At 61.2% G+C, this 19,765-nt stretch carries 16 protein-coding genes; 9 read left to right on the top strand and 7 right to left on the bottom strand.

Annotation, left to right across the window (positions count from 1 at the left end; translation table 11 throughout):
* Nucleotides 1–23 precede the first annotated feature (23 nt).
* From NE851_RS33905 to NE851_RS33885, 5 genes are all read right to left on the bottom strand, one after another.
* On the bottom strand, nucleotides 24–1,952 hold the full coding sequence (locus NE851_RS33905; RefSeq protein ID WP_127431931.1) for a diguanylate cyclase: 1,929 nt from the start codon (nucleotides 1,950–1,952) through the stop codon (nucleotides 24–26).
* A gap of 422 nt (nucleotides 1,953–2,374) precedes the next feature.
* Nucleotides 2,375–3,814 (bottom strand): coniferyl aldehyde dehydrogenase, encoded by a 1,440-nt coding sequence (locus tag NE851_RS33900; protein ID WP_127431930.1) that lies wholly within the window; start codon nucleotides 3,812–3,814, stop codon nucleotides 2,375–2,377.
* Nucleotides 3,815–3,835: 21 nt separating this feature from the next.
* A complete protein-coding gene (locus tag NE851_RS33895) occupies nucleotides 3,836–4,942 on the bottom strand; it encodes an NAD(P)-dependent alcohol dehydrogenase (protein WP_254962498.1) in 1,107 nt (368 codons plus the stop codon).
* 31 nt (nucleotides 4,943–4,973) lie between these two features.
* Nucleotides 4,974–5,795 (bottom strand): p-hydroxycinnamoyl CoA hydratase/lyase, encoded by an 822-nt coding sequence (locus NE851_RS33890; protein ID WP_254962497.1) that lies wholly within the window; start codon nucleotides 5,793–5,795, stop codon nucleotides 4,974–4,976.
* 41 nt (nucleotides 5,796–5,836) lie between these two features.
* Complete coding sequence (locus tag NE851_RS33885; RefSeq protein WP_254962496.1) at nucleotides 5,837–7,423, bottom strand: AMP-binding protein; 1,587 nt, start codon at nucleotides 7,421–7,423, stop codon at nucleotides 5,837–5,839.
* 201 nt (nucleotides 7,424–7,624) lie between these two features.
* Between NE851_RS33885 and NE851_RS33880 the strand changes: the two genes are divergently transcribed.
* From NE851_RS33880 to NE851_RS33870, 3 genes are all read left to right on the top strand, one after another.
* On the top strand, nucleotides 7,625–8,110 hold the full coding sequence (locus tag NE851_RS33880; protein WP_254962495.1) for a MarR family winged helix-turn-helix transcriptional regulator: 486 nt from the start codon (nucleotides 7,625–7,627) through the stop codon (nucleotides 8,108–8,110).
* Nucleotides 8,111–8,234: 124 nt separating this feature from the next.
* Nucleotides 8,235–9,641: an adenylate/guanylate cyclase domain-containing protein gene (locus NE851_RS33875; RefSeq protein ID WP_254962494.1), complete on the top strand. Its 1,407-nt coding sequence runs from the start codon at nucleotides 8,235–8,237 to the stop codon at nucleotides 9,639–9,641.
* Between the two features lie 219 nt (nucleotides 9,642–9,860).
* Nucleotides 9,861–12,038, top strand: coding sequence for an ATP-binding protein (locus NE851_RS33870; RefSeq protein ID WP_254962493.1), 2,178 nt, complete (start codon nucleotides 9,861–9,863; stop codon nucleotides 12,036–12,038).
* Here NE851_RS33870 and NE851_RS33865 read toward each other — a convergent pair.
* Entirely contained in the window at nucleotides 12,019–12,237 is a 219-nt protein-coding gene (locus tag NE851_RS33865) for a hypothetical protein (RefSeq protein WP_254962492.1), read from the bottom strand. The two genes, NE851_RS33870 and NE851_RS33865, sit on opposite strands and share 20 nt — an antisense overlap.
* An 88-nt stretch (nucleotides 12,238–12,325) precedes the next feature.
* Nucleotides 12,326–13,225, bottom strand: a complete 900-nt coding sequence (locus NE851_RS33860; RefSeq protein WP_254962491.1) for a helix-turn-helix transcriptional regulator — start codon at nucleotides 13,223–13,225, stop codon at nucleotides 12,326–12,328.
* Nucleotides 13,226–13,463: 238 nt separating this feature from the next.
* On the opposite strand from NE851_RS33860, the gene NE851_RS33855 reads away from it, so the two are divergent.
* From NE851_RS33855 to NE851_RS33830, 6 genes are all read left to right on the top strand, one after another.
* Nucleotides 13,464–14,927: an aldehyde dehydrogenase gene (locus tag NE851_RS33855; RefSeq protein WP_254962684.1), complete on the top strand. Its 1,464-nt coding sequence runs from the start codon at nucleotides 13,464–13,466 to the stop codon at nucleotides 14,925–14,927.
* A 68-nt stretch (nucleotides 14,928–14,995) separates the two neighbouring features.
* Nucleotides 14,996–16,315 (top strand): ABC transporter substrate-binding protein, encoded by a 1,320-nt coding sequence (locus tag NE851_RS33850; protein WP_048338163.1) that lies wholly within the window; start codon nucleotides 14,996–14,998, stop codon nucleotides 16,313–16,315.
* 5 nt (nucleotides 16,316–16,320) lie between these two features.
* Nucleotides 16,321–17,073: an ABC transporter ATP-binding protein gene (locus tag NE851_RS33845; protein ID WP_127430779.1), complete on the top strand. Its 753-nt coding sequence runs from the start codon at nucleotides 16,321–16,323 to the stop codon at nucleotides 17,071–17,073.
* Nucleotides 17,070–17,798: an ABC transporter ATP-binding protein gene (locus NE851_RS33840; RefSeq protein WP_063474149.1), complete on the top strand. Its 729-nt coding sequence runs from the start codon at nucleotides 17,070–17,072 to the stop codon at nucleotides 17,796–17,798. Before NE851_RS33845 ends, NE851_RS33840 begins: the two co-directional genes overlap by 4 nt.
* The gene (locus NE851_RS33835) at nucleotides 17,795–18,709 is read left to right on the top strand and encodes a branched-chain amino acid ABC transporter permease (RefSeq protein WP_097543410.1); all 915 of its coding nucleotides are present in this window, start codon (nucleotides 17,795–17,797) and stop codon (nucleotides 18,707–18,709) included. Before NE851_RS33840 ends, NE851_RS33835 begins: the two co-directional genes overlap by 4 nt.
* Nucleotides 18,706–19,731, top strand: coding sequence for a branched-chain amino acid ABC transporter permease (locus NE851_RS33830; protein ID WP_132574947.1), 1,026 nt, complete (start codon nucleotides 18,706–18,708; stop codon nucleotides 19,729–19,731). Before NE851_RS33835 ends, NE851_RS33830 begins: the two co-directional genes overlap by 4 nt.
* Nucleotides 19,732–19,765 lie beyond the last annotated feature (34 nt).

The following is a 19,765-nucleotide window of genomic DNA, read 5'->3' as shown; positions in this document are numbered from 1 at the left end:
GGAAAAACCTATCAAGGATTCAATCAACCAACGTCCTTCATGGCATGCCGTTCGTCGGGCGAATGGGCCAGGATGCGATTGCGGCCTTGCGTCTTGGCGTCGTAGAGCGCCGCATCGGCCTCCGTCAGGAGACGGTTCGGGTTGACCCTCAAGGTGGCGCCGGTCGCGCAGGATATGCCGATACTGGCGGTCACTCGTCCGAATTCGCTGCCGGAATGAACGATATTCTCCTGGTTTAGGAGACGTGCGAATTGCTCGGCAACGATCATTGCCCCTTTCGCACTGGTCGCCGGAAGCAGAACCACGAATTCCTCTCCGCCGTAACGTGCGACGATGTCTGCCGGCCGGCTGACGGACTGGCGAAGGCACTTGCTGACGACACGCAGGCATTGGTCTCCGGCGGGATGACCGTAGGTGTCGTTATAGGCCTTGAAGCGGTCGATATCGACCATCAGCAGGCTGAACGGCGTGTTCTTCCTGGCGCTGCCGGTGGTCTCGCGTGCGAAAGCTTCGTCGAAGGCCCGACGATTGACGATGCCGGTGAGCCCGTCGGTCTCGGCAAGGGACTTCAGTTGCTCCGCCGACAGCCTGAGCGCGATTTCCGCCTGCTTCGTCGCGGTGACGTCCGAGACGACGGCCATCGCCGTGCCGTCTTCGGCAAGCCTTGTCCGGATGCTGCGCCAGTCGCCGTTATAAAGCTGGACCTCTTCGTCCTTGTTGCTGTGCAGCGCAGCACTGGCGACCTTGATCCATTCTTCGAGGTCACTGTCCGGAATACCGGTGCGCTCGTTTGTTTCGGCGACGCGGCGGAGAATGTCGCTGATATGGGCGCCAACCACGCGCGCATCCCCGGATAGCGGAAAGGCGGTGCGATACTGCTCGTTGCAGAAAACAAGGAAACCCTTGCTGTCGTACATGGCGATACCGTCGGACATGCCGGCCATCGCATGCGACAGCAGGTTCTTGCTTTCGCGCAATTCCCGCTCCAGGACGGTACGCTCCGTAATGTCACGTGTTACGCCCGCAAGGCCGATCACCCGCCCCTGCCTATCCCGCAGCGGCACCTTGGAGGCGAGCAGGGATCTGCCTTCGATATGCTCGGTAGAGTCGATCAGAGGCACCCCGGTGTCCATAAGCTGCTGTTCGAGATAATACAATTCTTCAGCAAGCGGGCGCGACAGGAGATTAAAATCTGACAATCCGGTCATCTCCGCCGTCGTCTTGAAACGATAAAGGCGGATCATATTTTCGTTGACGGTGATGAACCGGCTGTTTCGATCCTTCACGTAGAGATAGTCGGGCGACTGCGAAAATGCGGTCACCAATATGCTTCGCTCCAGCGCCCATTGTTGGGTCTTCAACAGAATGAAACCACACAGCGCAGTCGCCAGGCAGTTCAATACGGTCATGGGCAGACCGATCATGGCCAGCACACGGGCGTGCACCAGGGTGGGAAGCGTCGCCATCAACACGACAAGAGAGGCGCCGAGCGCGAGGCCCAGCAGGCCAACGTCCATGAGCCGGGGAGATCTCTTGCGGATCCAGAAATTGCCAACCAGGCCGATGCCGGTCGCGACAGCAATCGCGACCAGACCGTCGATCATTGCCGTGCCGCCGACCCAGAAGCGAAAGGCCATCGCCAGCGACGCCGCAAAAGCCGCCGCAATCGGTCCGCCGAACATGCCCGCCAAAGCGAGCGGCGAGAAGCGCAAGTCGATATAGAGGCCGGGATTGAATTCGACGGCCAGCAATATCGATCCGATCGAGGCCGCGCCGGCTACGATTCCGAAGGCGATTTTCTCCTGCCTGGCCGAACTGCGCTGAAATTGGATCGAAAAATGCGCCCAGAGCGAAATTGCCAGGCACACGAAAGAAAGGTTGCCACCGAATTGCGTCCAGATGCCACTCACTGCGTTGGATCCACCTTCCAATACATGTACCGAACTGATCATAGGGCAACACTGGTTTGAGCTTAGTTAAATCGGAGACCCATCAGGCTATTTCATTTGCAGATGCGTCTCCGGGCCGAAGCGAGTGCTGGAGACGGTTAAGTATGCGCAGGGCCTTTCTGCCAGATTTGACGACATGAGAAAGACGCTGAACCGGATTGAAAGGTCATGCCCGAAGACGGCAGGAGACATCATGTCCGCAATGCGCTGCAGTTCAACGGATAGCGCCCGATGCGATAAGGCATGCTTAACAACTGCATCCTGGGCCTCGGGACATCTATCCGGATAGCGCAATAGTTGCGCTATCCGGACAAGCATGCGCATTTGGACTATCGTGTTGTGCACCAAAGCGCTCGTGAAGCTACGAGAAAGATCGCGCCGTTGCTGTTCATAACGCACCCGCGGTCACGATCCCGGCTCTTTCACTACTTGCAGATCGCCGCAGCCAAAAAGCCACGCATCGCCTCGCCATAGGGCGGCCGCATCATGTATTCCGCTTCCACCATCTTGCTCTGGTGATAGACGGCGCGCGGATGCGAGAAGGCGAGGAAGCCGAATTTGCCGTGATAGGCTCCCATGCCCGAATGGCCGACGCCGCCGAAGGGCAGGCCTTCCGCCGTGACGTGGCTCATGCAGTCGTTGACCGTCACCCCGCCTGAAGTCGTATTGTCGAGGACACGGCGTTCCTCTTGCCGATCCTGGCTGAAGTAATAGAGGGCGAGCGGGCGCGGCCTGGCATTGATCCGATCGATGACGTCGGCGATATCGCGATAGGCAATGACCGGCAGCACAGGCCCGAAGATTTCCTCCTGCAGCACGCGCATGTCTTCCGTCGGGTCGAGGATCAGGGTCGGGGGCATGCGATGGGCCGATTGCTGGGAGAAATTCTCCGCCGCCGGGTTGATCTCGACGATCCCAGCGCCCTTGGCCCTGGCATCGTCGATCAAGCCCTGGACGCGGGCGTGATGGCGAGCGTTGACGATCGAGGTGTAATCGGGATTTTCCTTCAACGCCGGATACATCGCGCCGACCGCCGCGACCGCGTGTCCGGCAAAGGCTTCGACGCTTTCCTCAGGTACATAGACATGATCGGGCGCAAGGCAGATCTGGCCGGCATTCAGCGTCTTGACCGTCATGATGCGGCGCGCCGCGTCTGCGAGATCGGCCGAGCGGCCGACGATGACGGGCGACTTGCCGCCGAGTTCAAGCGTCAGCGGCGTCAGGTTTTCCGCCGCCGCCCGCATGACATGATGGGCGATCGCGGTCCCCCCAGTGAAGATCAGGTGGTCGAAGGCCAGTGACGTGAAGGCAGTGCCCGTCGCCGGTCCGCCCTGAACGACTGAGATTTCCGTTTCGTCGAAGGCGCCGGCGATGAGCTCCGCCATCAGGGCTGATGAAGCCGGCGTCACCTCCGACGGCTTGATCATGGCGCGGTTGCCGGCGGCGAGAATGCCGGCAAGCGGCGCAAGGGCGAGCTGATAGGGGAAATTCCAGGGGCTGAGGATTCCGACAACCCCTTTCGGCTGATAGACCACTTCAGCCACCGCGTCCGGGAACAATGCCTCGTGCTGCTCGGGCTTCAGCCACTCGGCAAGATGGGCCTTGGCATATTTGAGCGAACCGACGCAGGTGAAGACGTCGAGAAGCAGGCTCGCCTCGACGCTGCGGCTGCCGAAGTCGTCCGAGAGGGCCGCGGCGATCGCATCCTTATGATCGACCAGAAGGGCGATGACGCGGTCGATGCGATCGATGCGGGTCACGATGCTTGGCGGCCCTTCCCTCAGGAAAGACGTCTTTTGCCGGTCCAGCAGCGCCTTCATGGCATCGGCACTGGTATCGGTGGCGATCGGGGTGACGGTGTTCATTGTTTCCTCCCTTGAACGGTGTCAGACGGCCGGCTGGCGTACGATCGGTTTCAGCACAATGCCCTTTTCCGAATCCTCCACCGCCTGGTTGATGTCGGCGAAATCATAGAAGGTGACGAGCCTGTCGAAGGGGAAGCGACCCTGCCGATGCAGGTCGATCAACAGCGGGATCAGCACGTCCGGATTGGAATCGCCCTCGACGATGCCGCGGACGCGGCGTCCGCCGGAGAGGATATGGGTGAGATCCAGCGTCAGCGTCGCGCCGTGCGGCGAGGCCCCGACGATGCCGCAGGTGCCGCGCGGCGCCAGCACCCGCACGCACTGGTCGATGACCGCGGGCACACCGGAGGCATCGATCGCATAATCGACGCCGGCGCCGGTCAGCGCCATGATCGCGGCAACCGCGTCGCTCGCCTTGCCGTTGACGATATCGGTCGCGCCGAGTTCGGCCGCAAGCGCCAGCCGCGTCTCGTTGACGTCGACGGCGATGATCCGCGAAGCGCCGACGACCCGTGCCGCCATCACCGCGGCAAGACCGACGGAGCCCATGCCGAAAACCGCGAGCACTTTTCCCGGTTCGACCTTGAGCGCGTTCATGACCGCGCCGGCGCCGGTCTGGATGCCGCAGGCGAGCGGCCCGAGCAGCGCCAGATCGGCATCTCCAGGCACTTTCACGATATTGCGTTCATGGCACAGCGCATGGCTGGCAAAGGAGGATTGCCCGAAAATATTGCCGTGAACCCGCTCCCCCTCGCATGAGAGCCCGCTCGAACCATCGGCACGCGCACCGAAAAAGTTGCGCGGGAAGAATTCGTGGCAATAGGTTTCCTCGTGATCATTGCAGCTCGGGCAATGGCCACAGGAGTTGAAGGTCATGACCACATGATCGCCGGGCTTGACCTTGGCGACACCCGGCCCGACCCGCTCGACGATGCCGGCGCCCTCGTGGCCGAGCACGACCGGCTGCGGCACCGGCAGGTGCTGGTCACGCATGACGATATCGGTGTGGCAGACCCCTGTCGCCACGACGCGAACCAGGATCTCGCCCTCGCGCGGCTCCTCCAGATCGAGCCTTTCCAGCGAAAACGGCATATGCGGCGCACGCGCCACCGCGGCATGGATTTTCATTGCTTTTCCTCCTCCCGAAATCAACGCGCGCTCAGCCGCGCTTGTAAGCGCCGAGCCCCGGCTGATAGGTCTTGTCGTCGAGGAACTGTTTCAGTCCCTCGTCGCGCCCCTTGGTCTTGTCGAGAAACAGCATCTGCTCCAGCTTGGCGTAGATGTAATCGTCGGCGAGATCCCATGGCAGGTTGCGCACCCGCTTGTAGGTGTCCTTGGCGGCCTTCAGCGTCACCGGGTTCTTTTCGAGCAGGCTGGCGCAGATCTTGCGGACCCGGGTTTCAAGCTCGGCCAGCGGCACCGCTTCGTTGACGAGACCCATTTCCGCAGCCTTGCACCCATCGAACAGCTCACCGGTCATGATGTAATAGAGCGCGTCGCGATGGCGCATCACTTCGGCAACCGCACGGGTGACGTTGCCGCCCGGCAGAATGCCCCAGTTGATCTCGGAAAGGCCGAATTTCGCCTCCTCGGCGGCGATGGCAAGATCGCAGGACACGAGCGGCGTGAAGGCGCCGCCGAAGCACCAGCCGTTGACCATGGCGATGGTCGGCTTTTCGAAATACATCAGCCGGCTCCACCAGTTGCCGGATTGGCGCCGCGCCTTCAGCGTGGCGTCACGCGGCTTGCCGTCGTTGTCGCGGAAATATTCCTTCAGATCCATGCCGGCCGACCAGGATTCGCCGGCGCCGCGCAGGACGAGGACGCCGCAGCGCTCGTCGCCCTCGAGTTCGTCGAGCACCTCGAGCATCCGGGCATTCAGGGCCGGATTCATCGCATTGCGCTTTTCCGGACGGTTGAGGGTCACGAAAGCGATGCCGTTGTCGAATTCGACCAGAACCGGCGATTTCATTTCAGTCATGGTTTACTCCATTGGTTTCGGCGTGAAGGCGGGAACCCGCGTCACAAGGCCTGTCGTTGAAGGGTTTCGTCGGAATGGAACTGGCGCAGAACATGTTTCTGCACCTTGCCGGAGGCGGTGCGGGGAATGGTTTCGACGAAGAGGATGCGCGCCGGACGCTTGAAGGCGGCAAGCCTTGCCGCGCAATGGCCGGCGATCTCATCGCCCGTTGCCAATGCACCTGGCCGCAGCACGATATAGGCGACGCCGCATTCGCCCCACCTGAGGTCGGGAATGCCGACGACCGCGGCATCGAGAATATCGGGATGGCTCGCGAGCGCCGCCTCGACCTCGGCGGGGTAAACATTCTCGCCGCCGCTGATATACATGTCCTTCAGCCGGTCGACGATGCGATAGAAGCCGTTCGCTTCGCGTCGGCCGAGATCGCCGGTGCGGTACCAGCCGTCGGTGAAAGCGGCCGCGGTTTCCCGCGGCTTGTTCCAGTAGCCCGGCGTTACCGCCGGCCCGCGCAGCCAGAGTTCGCCCATTTCGTCTTCGCCAACGTCGCGGCCGTCCTCGCCGACGATGCGAATGTCGAGTAACGGCGCGGGAAGACCGACGCTGCCGGGATTATCCTGCACGGCGCGCCGGTCGATCGGCACATGCAGCACCGTTCCGGCCTCGCTCATGCCGTAGCCGTTGACCAGCGCAACGCCGTCGTCGAGATAGCTTTCGATCAGCGCCTGCGTCAGCGGCGCGCCGCCGACGAAGAGCGCATGCAGGCCGGAAAGCGCCGCAGCGCTATAGGCGGGGTCGTTGCGCAAGGCGAGCGCGATCTGCGGCACGGCGAAATAATGGGTGATGCAGCGCCGCCGGTCGGCAAGGGCTGCAAGCGTGCGCGCCGGCGTGAAGCGGTCGGAAATGACAAGCGTGCCGCCCAGCATCAACGTGGTGCGCGCCACCGCGATCAGCCCGATCGTGTGAAAGAACGGCAGGTCGCACAATGCGACGGAACCTGGCCCGATCTCTCCGACCATGGAAAAATTGATGGCGGCGAAAAAGGCGTTGCGGCGGGTGATGACGACGCCCTTCGGCTGCCCCGTCGTGCCCGAGGTGTAGAGAAGCACGCAAGGTTCATCGGCATCGGCGGGCACCGGGCCGGCCGGACGGCTCGCCTCGATCCGCGCGGCGAGCCCGGCCGGGCCATCGGCCGTCGATATCACCGCCATTTCGGGATCGACGCTCGCGACGCTTACCACCGTTGCCGCGAACTCCTCGTCGTGAACGAGCAGAGCCGGCGTGCAATCGGCGAGGATCGGCCGAAGCTCGGCGGCGTTGAGGCGCCAGTTGAGCGGCACGTAGATGGCGGCGGCGCGCTGGCAGGCAAAGGCAAGCACGATCGAATCCACCGAATTGCGCGCCAGCATGGCGACACGCGCCCCATCCCGCCGCGCCCCGAGCATATCGTTGAGCAAGCCGGCGCAGCGGGCGATCCGCGCATCGAGCTCGGCATAGCTAAGCTGCCGGCCGGTGGCGATCTCGAACAGGGCCGGACGGTCCGGCGCGACGCGGACGCGGTAAAGGATCGGATCATCCGTCACCAGTCCGCAATCTGCCGACGAAACCATCCCGGAAAAGGAATGCGCCATGTTCTCCTCCCATGCCCGCCGCTCCTCTGCAGCCGGCATCAAATTTGTATGTAACACATACTAATATTTTTCCATAGAGATGCAAGAGGCTGTTCAAGGCAAATGCGATCGTTCGAATGGACGCGGGGAAATCCGCAATGCCGATATTGACTAACCCGCTGATTTTGATGGTTATGACCCTGAATGAAGCGAGAGCGAACCATGGGCACAAAATCACCGCGGGACGATGTCGAGGGCGAAGATGCCCCCGCGACGCCGGCGCTCGACGTCGGCCGGCTTGGCGATCTGCTCGGCTTCCATCTGCGCATGGCGCATGTTGCAATCTATCGCGACTTTGCCGAAACCATGGAGGAGCTGGCGCTGACGCAGAAGCAGCTCGCCGTGATGGAACTCGTCGCCGGCAATCCCGGCGCATCGCAAATCGACCTTGCCAACACGCTCGGCACTGACCGGGCGACGATGATGGCCCTCGTCAACCGGCTGGCCGCCCGCGACCTGATCGAACGCCGCCCCTCCGCGGCCGACCGCCGCCGCCAGGAACTGCATCTGACGAAAGCGGGACGCGCGATGCTCGCGCGGGCGCGTGAGTTGATCGACAAGCATGAGCGGCGTTTCATCGGTCTGTTTTCGCAGGACGAAATGGATGGACTGCTGGCAGCGCTGAAGCGGATATACAAGGGGAGCTGAAAACCCCCTCAAGCTTGGGAAGTAAGCCGCATCCAAGCTGATAGATTTCGCTTGGGAAAGTCCCGTGTTATGATCCCGGCCCTGGCGTCGTCCGCCGTGGGTTCTGCACACGGAGACTTGTCTCATGAGTGAAATGGACGTGCTTTTTGCCACCCTGCGACAGGCGGCTGACCCGCAGACGGTCGAGTGCATCGAAAACGTCGTCAAACATGGCTCGGATCGCGATCTCAATCGCATCAATGCGCTCGCCTTTGCCGACAAGCATCATCTCGATGAAGAGAAAACCATCGCGGCGCTTCTGCATGCCGCCCGCATCGGCGTCTTCGAAATGACCTGGAACGTCCTTTGCCCGGGATGCGGCGGCGTCCTCGACAGCGGCGCAACCCTCAAAGGGGTCGTCCAGGACACCTACCATTGCGCGCTCTGCGCGGCCGGATACGAACCGACCCTCGACGAGATGGTCGAGGTAACCTTCACCGTTAGTCCAAGAGTGCGCAGGATTGCCGCCCACGACCCCGATCGGCTGCCTCCCCTTGAATACTACCGCCAGATCTTCTTCAGCTCCGGCGTCGACCTGCCGGAGGACCTGGAGGCGAAGTTCGATCGGATCCAGCTGGAGATGATCGAACTGGCGCCGGGCGAGAAGGCGTTCGTCTCCCTACAACTGCCGGCGCAGTTCGTCATCATCTTCGATGCGGTCACCCATTCGGCGCAGTTCATCGATGTGCAGGGCGAGCCCACCGACGAACGTCAAACCCTCTCGATGATCATCAGCCGGACGCATGCGCTGAACGAAACGCTGATCCTTCGTCCCGGCCTGCTGCGGCTCACCCTCGAGAACCACACCGATCGCCGAGTGGTACCGAATGTCTGCATCGCCGGAGACGAACTGCACGACCTCCTGGGCCGCAGGCGGCCTTTTCTGACGGCCAAGCGCCTGCTGACGAACCAGAGCTTCCGGGACATCTATCGCACCGACACGCTTGACGTCGACCAGCGCCTCAAGATCACCAGCCTGACCTTCCTTTTCACCGACTTGAGGGGCTCGACCGCGCTCTACGAGCGCGTCGGAGATCTTGCCGCTTTCGATCTGGTGCGCGCGCATTTCAGGGTTCTTCACGAGATCGTCGCCACAGAGGCCGGAGCCGTCGTCAAAACCATAGGCGATGCCGTGATGGCGACCTTCCCGAGCCCGGACCGCGCGGTGGCGGCAGCACTCAGGATGCGCGAGGCGATGCTGCGGCTGAATGCCGAACACGGCAGCGACGACCTTCTGCTGAAGATCGGAATTCACGAGGGACCATGCCTCGCCGTCAATCTCAACGACCGGCAGGACTATTTCGGCCAAACCGTCAACATCGCCTCCCGCGTCCAGGGCCTTGCCGATCCCAATGTGATCATGACGACGGAGGCGATTGTCGGGGATGCCCAGGTTTCGGAGATCCTGCGTGACGGCGGCATCTCATCGGTCTCCCGGCTGGCGGAGCTTCAGGGCATCGGGAGAGAGGTGAGGATTTTTGCGCTGTCGTGAGGTTGGGTTGTTCTTCGAGGTCAAGCCAACTTGAGCGGCTGATGCGTGCTGAAAGCGGACGGCAACCGTTCGCGAAGAAATTGGCAACCCACCACTTAGCCGCGAGCACTACGCCGATTCATGCTAACGCCTACTTACGGGAATCACCACGCGCTGATAGGATTAGATTCCTTGAGGCGAACCGCCGGTTAGAATGCCTGCCAGGTCAGCGGAGGAAATATGAATAGTATAACTGTCGATCTCAAGAATTGTTACGGAATTACCTCTCTAAGCCATAAATTCGATTTTTCGAAGAAGCGCCAAAACGTAGTTTACGCTGCTAACGGCATAATGAAAAGTTCTCTGGCACTGACGTTCAAAGACGTTTCAGAGGGAAGACCTTCTTGCGATCGTGTTCATAAGGAGCGGGAGACTGAACGCTCCATAGTCGACGAAGCTGGCCACGATATTGCGGCAGAAAACGTTTTTGTCGTCGAGCCCTACAATGAAGCATATAAATCCAATCGGATGTCGACACTGTTGGCAAACAGCAGGTTGCGCGAGCGATATGAAAACGTGCGCAGAGAGATTGACAAGAAAAAGGACGCTCTGCTCGCAAGTTTAGGCAGTGCTGCTGGCATGAAGGCCGGCGTAGAAGAGGCGCTGGCAATGGACATTGCTAGCGATCCAAACGAATTCTTCAAGGCCGTTCGTCGCTTGAAGCCTGAGGTTGACGAGAACCCGTACGCCGCACTCGCAGACCTAAAATATGCTCAAATTTTTTCGGCCAAGGTTGCGGAGCAGCTAAAATCGGAAGCGTTCCGCAGCGACATTGAGAACTACATGGCGGTGTACGACCGCCTGGTAAGCAATTCCACCTTTTTTAGGAAAGGCGCTTTCAATCATAATAATGCGGCTGATGTTGCGAAAAGTTTGAAGGCTAACGGCTTTTTCAAGGCTGAACACTCTGTTTATGTAAACAACAAGGATGTGCGGAAAGAAATCAAGACCGAGAAAGACTTAGAAAAAATAATTCAGGAGGAAAAAGACGAGATACTCAATGATGCTGATCTAAAGGCACAATTCGAGCGCATCGATAAACTCTTGACTAAGAACGTCGACATGAAAGAGTTTCGTGCTTATCTTACCGAGTACGACAAGCTCATACCGGAGCTTGCGAATCCAGATCGGCTGCGGCAGCGCTTATGGATTGCATATCTTGCCCTAAATGCTGATCTCCTGAACGATGCCTTGGGTACGTACGATCGAGGCCGCGGGGAACTCGAGGAAATCGTTAACGAAGCACGGCAGGAAGCGACCCGCTGGGGAGACGTACTGGATGAATTTAATGGCCGTTTTTCCGTACCCTTCATTGTCACAATGGAAAACCAGCATGACGTGATTTTAAAAGCTGATGCACCGAGCATCCGGTTCCGTTTCAAAGGACATGACGGAACCGAAGTTGCGGTTGAGGAGCTCGACCTCGTTCGCATCCTATCGAACGGAGAAAAACGCGCCCTGTATCTTCTCAACATAATCTTTGAGGTTATCGCGAGGAAGGAAGGTGCGGTGAAGACAATTTTTGTCTTCGATGACATCGCCGACTCGTTCGACTATAAAAACAAGTACGCAATCATTGAATATCTACGCGACATTACCGACGTGGATTTCTTTTATCAGATTATCCTTACTCACAACTATGACTTTTACCGCACCGTATCTAGTCGATTGGATCTTGGAAGGGACAATAAGTTCCATACGCTCCGTAGCGACTCGGGTGTCCACATACGTGAAGAAAAATATCAGAACAATCCTTTTAAGCATTGGAAGGAGAAGCTCCCGGAAGGAACGCACGATGACTTCCTTATCGCGATGATTCCGTTTGTCCGGAACGTGGCCGAGTTTGCAGGCATGGAGGCAGAGGAAGCCGAGTTGACGCGGTATCTGCACGTGAAGCAGACTTCTGAGAACCTTACAGTTTTTGACCTTGAAAAGGAATTTAAGAAGGTCGTCACCTTCAAAACGAATTTCGCCTTACCGCATGGCGACCGGAAGGTGTTTGACTTGCTGTTTGAACGGGCGCAACAGGCGTGTGCTTTGGGCGAGGAGCAAATCGAACTGGAAACCAAGATCGTTTTGGCGATGGCCATCCGCATCAAAGCGGAGGTTTTTATGATCGGCGCCATCAACGACCAGGCTTTTGTAGATGCTATAAAAAACAATCAGACCTTTAAGCTACTTCAAAAGGTGGAACAGTTAGGGGTAGCAAGTCCGGCCAGCATCAAGTGCCTGAAGCAGGTCGTCCTGATGACTCCTGAAAACATCCATATTAACTCATTTATGTACGAGCCGATCCTAGATATGTCGAACCATCATTTGAAAAAGCTTTTTGAGAAGGTCAGCGCCCTTCCGCTTTGAAGCACGAGCCAACTGAGCCAAAGATTTGTTGACCGAAAATATCCGGCTTCATCTGCAAATAGTTGCCGATTTTGTTGCGGGAGAGGCGTGCGCTCGTGTCACTTTCTTGCGGAGAAAGCGCAAAACCGGCTTTACTGCTACCGGCCCCCATGTCGGCCATAGCCGATTGCGGCGCGCAATGACCGCTATGGTGCAGCATTGCAGTCCCACGCCGGTTTGCGCTCCATGTAAACGTGATTTACGATCCAAAACCGGCAAATTCCAGCTTTGACCAATGAGCCCCGAGTCTAAGGCCAATCCGCATAGCCCGAAGACAGCATGCTGTTTTCCGAGCCGGCGGAAGCGCGGGCGATCTCGCGGTAGCCGGCGGGGGAAAGGCCGGTCTTGCGTTTGAAGAAATGGCTGAAATAGGTCGGGTCGCGGAAGCCGAGGCTGTCGGAGATTTCCTGGATATTGCGGGCTGATCGCTCCAATCTCAGCTTTGCCTCCTGCACCACGCGCTCGTGCAGGAGCTGGATCGGCGAGCGGCCGAGCGCCCTTTGGCAGATGGAATGCAGCCGGTCGGCCGTGACGCCCAATTCCGCGGCATAATCGCTGATCGGCCGGTGCCGGCGGAAGCCGGCCTCGACGAGTTGCCGGTATCTCTGCAGGATCGATCCGGTTTCGCCCTGCCCGCGCTGTTCGCTTCTCTCGCCATCGGAGCCGCGCCACAGCGCCATCAGAATGAGCCTGATATAGGCGGATGCGACCATCCAGGAGGAGCGGGCGGGATCGCCCAGTTCCCGCACGAAGCCCGAAATCAGCGGGCTGATTTCGGCCACTGCTGAGGGATCCAGTGCCTCGACCAGCTTGCGCTGCTCGGTGAAGATGCGCAGCGAATAGGATTCCACCTTGTCGCCGATCGCATCGACCATGATCTGCGGCGAGGCGCCGACCAGATGGGCCGCGCTTCCCGCTGATATCGACAGCTCGCATCGCGCCTGCGGCGGCAGGAAGGCAAGCAGCGGTCCGTGCAGCGGCCGGTGTTCGCCATTGTCGAAATGAAGCTCCCCGCTCCCCTCCCCCAGCAGAAGGAAATGGTAGAAATCGGCATACAGCCCTTTTTGGAAACGGATGCGCCGGTGCGACAGCGACGGCCCGTGCCACTCGCCCCTGGCATAGTGATGAATCCCGCCGTCCGTTGCCAAGGCCTCTCCTCCATTCCCGCGTCAAACAATGCTGATATCACCGGATAATTACAATATTAACCCAATAAATCGCATTCCATCCGCGCCGGATCGGCGTAACCTTTTCTCATCAGCCTTTGGGAGGAGGCTCTTCAGCAGATGCAGGAATCGTCAGGCGACCTTCGTGGCGCCGCGTCCGCTCGTTTTCTCCCCATGGCAATAAAGCAGGCGCCGGCACTTGGCGCCAACACGTGACGAATTGGGTGGAACAGTGTTCGCGGCAAAGCTGATGATCAACAACGAGGCGATGGATGCTTCCGAAGGGGCCACCTTCGAGCGCATCGATCCGCTGACCGGCGATGTCGCAACGATCGCCTCGGCCGGATCGGTTGCCGACATGACACGGGCTGCCAATGCGGCCGCGGCAGCCTATCCGGACTGGTCGCAGACCGGGCCGGGCGAACGGCGCAGGCTGCTGAATGCCGCCGCCGATATACTGGACGCGCGCGCACCGGAACTCATCGCCGCCATGACCGGCGAAACCGGCGCCACCGCGCAATGGGCCGCGATCAATTGCGGGCTCGGCGCGGATATTCTCCGCGAGGCTGCGGCGATGACCACGCAAATCTCGGGCGAGCTCATTCCTTCAGGCATTCCGGGAAACCTTGCCATGGCGGTCCGCCAGCCGGCAGGCGTCTGCGTCGGCATTGCCCCCTGGAATGCGCCCATCATCCTCGGCACCCGCGCCGTCGCCATGCCGCTTGCCTGCGGCAACACGGTCATCCTGAAGGCCTCCGAACTCTGCCCGAAGACCCATGGCCTGATCGGCGACGTCCTGTGTGACGCCGGCTTTCCGCGCGGCGTCGTCAATGTCGTTTCCAATGCGCCGAGCGATGCCGCCGCCGTTGTCGACGCCCTGATCGCCCATCCGGCCGTGCGCCGCATCAATTTCACCGGCTCGACGCGTGTCGGCCGGATCATTGCCGAATCCGCGGCAAGACATCTCAAGCGCTGCCTGCTCGAACTCGGCGGCAAGGCGCCGTTCATCGTTCTGGCCGACGCCGATATCGACGAAGCCGTCAGTGCGGCCGCCTTCGGCGCCTTCATGAACCAGGGCCAGATCTGCATGTCGACCGAACGGATCATCCTGATGGACGAGATCGCCGACGGCTTCGTCGGCAAGTTCCGGGCGAAAGCCGCAACCTTGGTCGCCGGCAACCCGAAGGACGGCAACACGCCGCTCGGCACGCTGATCAACGCCGAAGCCATCCGTCGCGTCAGGTCGCTCATCGACGATGCGCTGCAGAAGGGCGCGATGCTCGTCTGCGGCGGTCACGCCAACGGCACGCTGATGGATGCGACCGTCATCGATCACGTCACACCTGCCATGCGCATCTACCGCGAGGAGAGCTTTGGACCGGTCGCCGCGATCATCCGGGTCAGCAGCGTCGACGAGGCCGTGACGGTTGCCAACGACAATGAATACGGGCTGTCCGCCGCCGTTTTCAGCGCCGACGTCAATGCCGCGCTTGCCGTCGCCATGCGGCTCGAATCCGGCATCTGCCACATCAACGAGGCGACAGTTTCCGACGAGCCGCAAATGCCCTTCGGCGGCGTCAAATCAAGCGGCTACGGCCGCTTCGGCGGCAAGGCGGCGATCGATGAATTCACCGAGCTCCGATGGGTCACCATCGCATCGGGAAAACGGCACTACCCGATCTGAATTGAGATCGGCCGAAATGAACATTGGGAACGGGCTGGGAGGCCCCATCAAGAGGGAGGAATGATTTCATGAACGGCATTTTCCGCAGCGGAAAATTCAACGCGGCATCGCTGAGCCGCCGCTCTTTCATCGCATCGACCGTGGCGGGCGGCGCGGCGCTGGCGCTTTCCGGCCGCACCGCCTTTGCTCAAAGCAGCGACACGCTGAAGGTCGGCTTCATCAGCCCGCGCACCGGCCCGCTCGGCGGCTTCGGCGAGACGGACGGCTATGTGCTCGACCTGGCGCGCAAGGCGCTGGCGAACGGCCTGCAGGCGGGCGGCAAGACCTGGAAGGTGGAGATTCTCGACCAGGATACCCAGTCCGATCCCTCGCGCGCCGGCCAGCTGGCGAAGGACCTGATCAACAACCAGTCGATCGACCTGATGCTTGCCGTCTCGACGCCCGAAACCATCAACCCGGTGGCCGACGCCTGCGAAGCGGCCGGCATTCCCTGCCTCTCGACGGTCATGCCCTGGGAAGCCTGGTATTTCGGCCGCGGCGCCAAGCCCGGCGCGCCCTCGCCGTTCAAGTGGACCTATCATTTCGGCTTCGGCGTCGAAGAATTCCACAAGGCCTATGTTTCGCAGTGGAACCTGATCGAGACCAACAAGAAGGTCGGCGTCATGTATCCCAACGATGCCGACGGCAATGCGATCCGCGCCCATCTGGCGCCGGCGCTCGCCAAGGAAGGCTTCACCATCGTCGATCCGGGCGCCTATGAAACCGGCACCACCGACTTTACCGCGCAGATCGCTCTCTTCAGGCAGGAGGGCGTGGAGATCTTCAATTCCTTCCCGATCCCGCCCGACTTCGCCGCCTTCTGGCGTCAGGCCGCACAGCAGGGCCTCACCCAGCAGATCAAGATCTGCCAGATCGCCAAGACGGGCCTGTTTCCCTCCGACATCGAGGCGCTCGGCGACCTCGGCCTGAACATCGGCAGCGCCGCCTACTGGCACAAGGCTTTCCCTTACAAATCGACGCTGACCGGTGTCTCCGGAACCGAACTCGCCGACGGTTATGAAACGGCGAGCGGCAAGCAGTGGACGCAGCAGCTCGGCGCCAGCCTTGCGCTTCTCGACGCCGGCTTCGATGCGCTGAAAGCCAGCGCCGACGTCAAGAGCAAGGAGGCCGTCGCCAAGGCGCTCAGCACGCTGAAGACCACGACGATTGCCGGCAAGGTCGACTTCACCAGCGGTCCCGTCGCCAATGTTTCTCCCGGGCCGATCATCGGCACGCAATGGGTGAAAGCGCCGGAGGGCTCGAAGTTCGCGCTCGACTATGTCGTCACCGAAAACGCCACCGACCCGAACGTCCCGGTCGGCGCCAAGCTCACCGCTTACAACGGATAACCAAAGTGCAGCAGCAAGCGCAAAGACGGCCGGGAGGAGCCTTTCTCTCGGCCAAGGGGATCCACAAGCGGTTCGGCGCGCTGGTGGTCCTGGAGAATCTGGATTTTTCCATGGGCGATGGCGAGGCGGTGGGCATTGTCGGGCCGAACGGCGCGGGCAAGACGACCCTGCTCAGCGTGCTCGCCGGCGCCTTTCCGCCGAGCGAGGGAAGCATCACCTTCGACGGCGCCGACGTGACGAACCGGACGGCGGCGGAACGCTGCCGCTCCGGGCTCGTCCGGACCCATCAGATTCCCAAACCCTTCAGCGGCATGACGACCTTCGAGAATGTTTTCGTCGCCGCATCGCACGGCAATGCCGCCAGCCGCGACGAGGCCTATGAGCGCGTGGTGGATTCGCTTTCGCTCTGCGGCATGCTTGATGTCGCCAACCGCCCCGCCGATACGCTCGGCCTGCTGGATCGCAAACGGCTGGAGCTTGCCCGCGCGCTTGCCACGCAGCCGAGACTGTTGCTGCTCGACGAGATCGGCGGCGGCCTGACCGATGGCGAGGCGAGCGAGCTCGTCGAAACCATCCTCGAATTGCGCCGCCGCGGCATCGGCATCGTCTGGATCGAGCATATCGTTCATATCCTGCTGCAGGTGGCAGAACGGCTGATCTGCATGGACGCCGGCAGGATCATCGCCGATGGCGAACCGAAAATGGTCATGAGCAATGCGGAGGTGGTCAAGGCCTATCTTGGAGGGACGCCCGCATGAGCCTTCTTTCCATCCGCGACCTCGACGTCCGCCACGGCCTGCTGCAGGCGGTGCGCGGCGTCAGTTTCGATCTTGCCAAGGGCGAAGTGCTGGCGCTGGTCGGCGCGAACGGCGCCGGCAAGACGACGCTGCTTCGATCGATCGCCGGCGCCCATCTTCCATCCTCCGGCCGCGTCCTTCTCAACGATGAAGATCTGGCTTCCGTGCCGTCCCACAAGCGCATCGCCAAGGGCATCGCCCTGGTGCCGGAAGGCCGGCGCCTGTTTTCACAGATGACGGTGGAGGAAAACCTGCTTCTCGGAAAGAGCTCCGGCCGCAAGGGCGAGTGGAGCATCGATCGCGTGCTCGACGCCTTTCCCAACCTGAAACCCCGTCGTCACGCCAAGACCGGGCACCTCTCGGGCGGGGAACAGCAGGCAACCGCCATCGGCCGGGCGCTGATGAGCAATCCCGATATTCTTCTCCTGGACGAGGTCTCGCTCGGGCTTTCGCCTCTGGTCGTCGATCGCGTCTATGCCCAGCTGCAAGCGCTGCTGACGTCGGGAACAACAATCGTGCTCGTCGAGCAGGATCTCGCCCGCGCCATGAGCGTGGCAAGCCGTGTCATCTGCATGCTCGAGGGACGCATCGTCCTCGACAGGCCGGCGGCGGCCGTCACGCGCGAGCACGTCACCCAAGCCTATTTCGGATTGCACCGGGCAGCCGGCGAAAGGAGCGCATCGTGATCAATACCCTGCTCCAGGGCATTCTGCTCGGCGGTTACTACGCCGTTATCGCCTGCGGCCTGTCCTTCATGTTCTCCGTCATGCGGATCATCAATCTCGCGCATGGCAGCCTGGCGGTCGCAGCCGCCTACGGCCTGTGGCTGCTCGCCGCCAAAGCCGGCATTCCGCCTTTCTACGGCCTGCTGATCGTGCTGCCGGTGATGGCCGCCATCGGCTGGCTGCTGCAGCGCTTCATCCTGGAACGCAGCGCCCGCGGCGGCACGCTCCTGCCGATTCTCACGACCTTCGGCCTGTCAATCGTCATCGATAACCTGCTGTTCGAGCAGTTCGGCGCCGACACAAGGTCGCTCGCGCCCTTCATCGGCAACCTGTCCTATGCCTCCTGGCAGCTGCCCGGCCACATCTTCGTCGGCAAGCTTGCCGTCATGATGATGGTGGCCGCAGTCCTCATTCTCGGCACGCTGCAGTTCTTCCTCAGCCGCTTTGCCCTCGGCCGCGCCATCCGCGCGACGGCGGAAGATCCCGATACGGCAGGACTGGTCGGCATCGATGCCCGCAGGGTCAACGCCGTCGCCACTGCGATCACCATGGTCACGGTCGGCATCGCCGGCGCCTTTCTCGGGATGCGGGCGACCTTCAGCCCCTATGCCGGCGGCCCGCAGCTTCTCTTCGCCTTCGAGGCGGCCGTGATCGGCGGAGCGGGATCACTATGGGGCACGCTTGCCGGCGGCATCGTTCTCGGCCTTGCCCAATCGCTCGGCGCGCAATTGCATCCGCAAGGCTTCCTGATCGGCGGCCATGCCGTGTTCCTGCTGGTGCTGTTCGTCAGGCTGTCCCGGTTCGGCATGCCGGTTCTCGACAAATTCGGCGCCTCTCTCAAGCTGCGCGCCCGTCTCCGGAGCCCGACATGACCATCATCTCCAACGGAATATCGATAGAGCGCTGGACGAAATCGTCTCGGGTGGCGCTCGGCTCCATGGCCGCGGTACTCGCCTTGCTGATGTTCGCTCCCGCCGTGCTCGGCGCCGGCGCGATCGACCGGCTGACGGCCCTGTTCATCTACGTGATCCTTGCCGCCATGTGGAATGCGCTTGCCGGTTTCGGCGGGCTGGTTTCGGTCGGCCAGCAGGTGTTCTTCGGCCTCGGCGCCTATTTCACCATCCGGCTTGCCGATGCGGGGCTCAATCCCTTCGTCGCGCTGTTTGCCGCCGCGATCGTCACCGGTGCGCTGTCGATCCCGCTTTCGCTGTTCATGCTGCGCCTGAAGGGCGGCGAGTTTGCGATCGGCATGTGGGTGGTCGCCACTCTCGCCCACCTGCTCGTCAACCTCGACGGGCTGATCCAGGGAGAAACCGGAACCTCGCTGATTTCGCTCAACGTCTATGACAGCGGCACGCGGCGGGCGACGATCTACTGGCTCGCATTGGCGGCCATGGCCGCCCTGCTCGGCGCGCTCTTCATCCTGATGCGCAGCCGCGCGGGCGCTGCCATGCAGGCGATCCGCGACAATGAGGAGGCGGCGACCTCGGTCGGCGTGCGCGTGATCGCGACCAAGAGGCTGCTCTTCGTGCTCGCCGCCTTCGGCATCGCCGTCGCCGGAGGCCTGTGGCTGGCAACCGCCACCACCTTCCAGCCGAAGACCTATTTCAGCGTCCAGTGGACGGCCTACATGATCTTCATGGTGCTGGTCGGCGGGATCGGCAAGTTCGAGGGCGCCATCCTCGGCGCCATCCTGTTCTTCGTGATCGAGACCTTCTTCGGCGCAGCCGGCGTCTGGTACCTGATTGGCCTCGGTGCCACCGCCCTGATTTTCTCCCTCTACCTGCCACGCGGCCTGTGGGGCGAAATCGAGCGCCGCTACGATTTTCAACTTCTGCCCGTCGGCTACCGGCTGAAATTGCCGGGTCCGCATAAGATCAAATGGGAAGAATGAGCCGGCTTATTTCCGGACTCTCTTGCGAAAGGTG

It is taken from the genome of Rhizobium anhuiense bv. trifolii (assembly GCF_024346605.1).
GTDB lineage: Bacteria > Pseudomonadota > Alphaproteobacteria > Rhizobiales > Rhizobiaceae > Rhizobium > Rhizobium anhuiense.
Note: the sequence above shows the minus strand (reverse complement) of the source record. Positions and strands in the feature narration are given on the sequence as shown.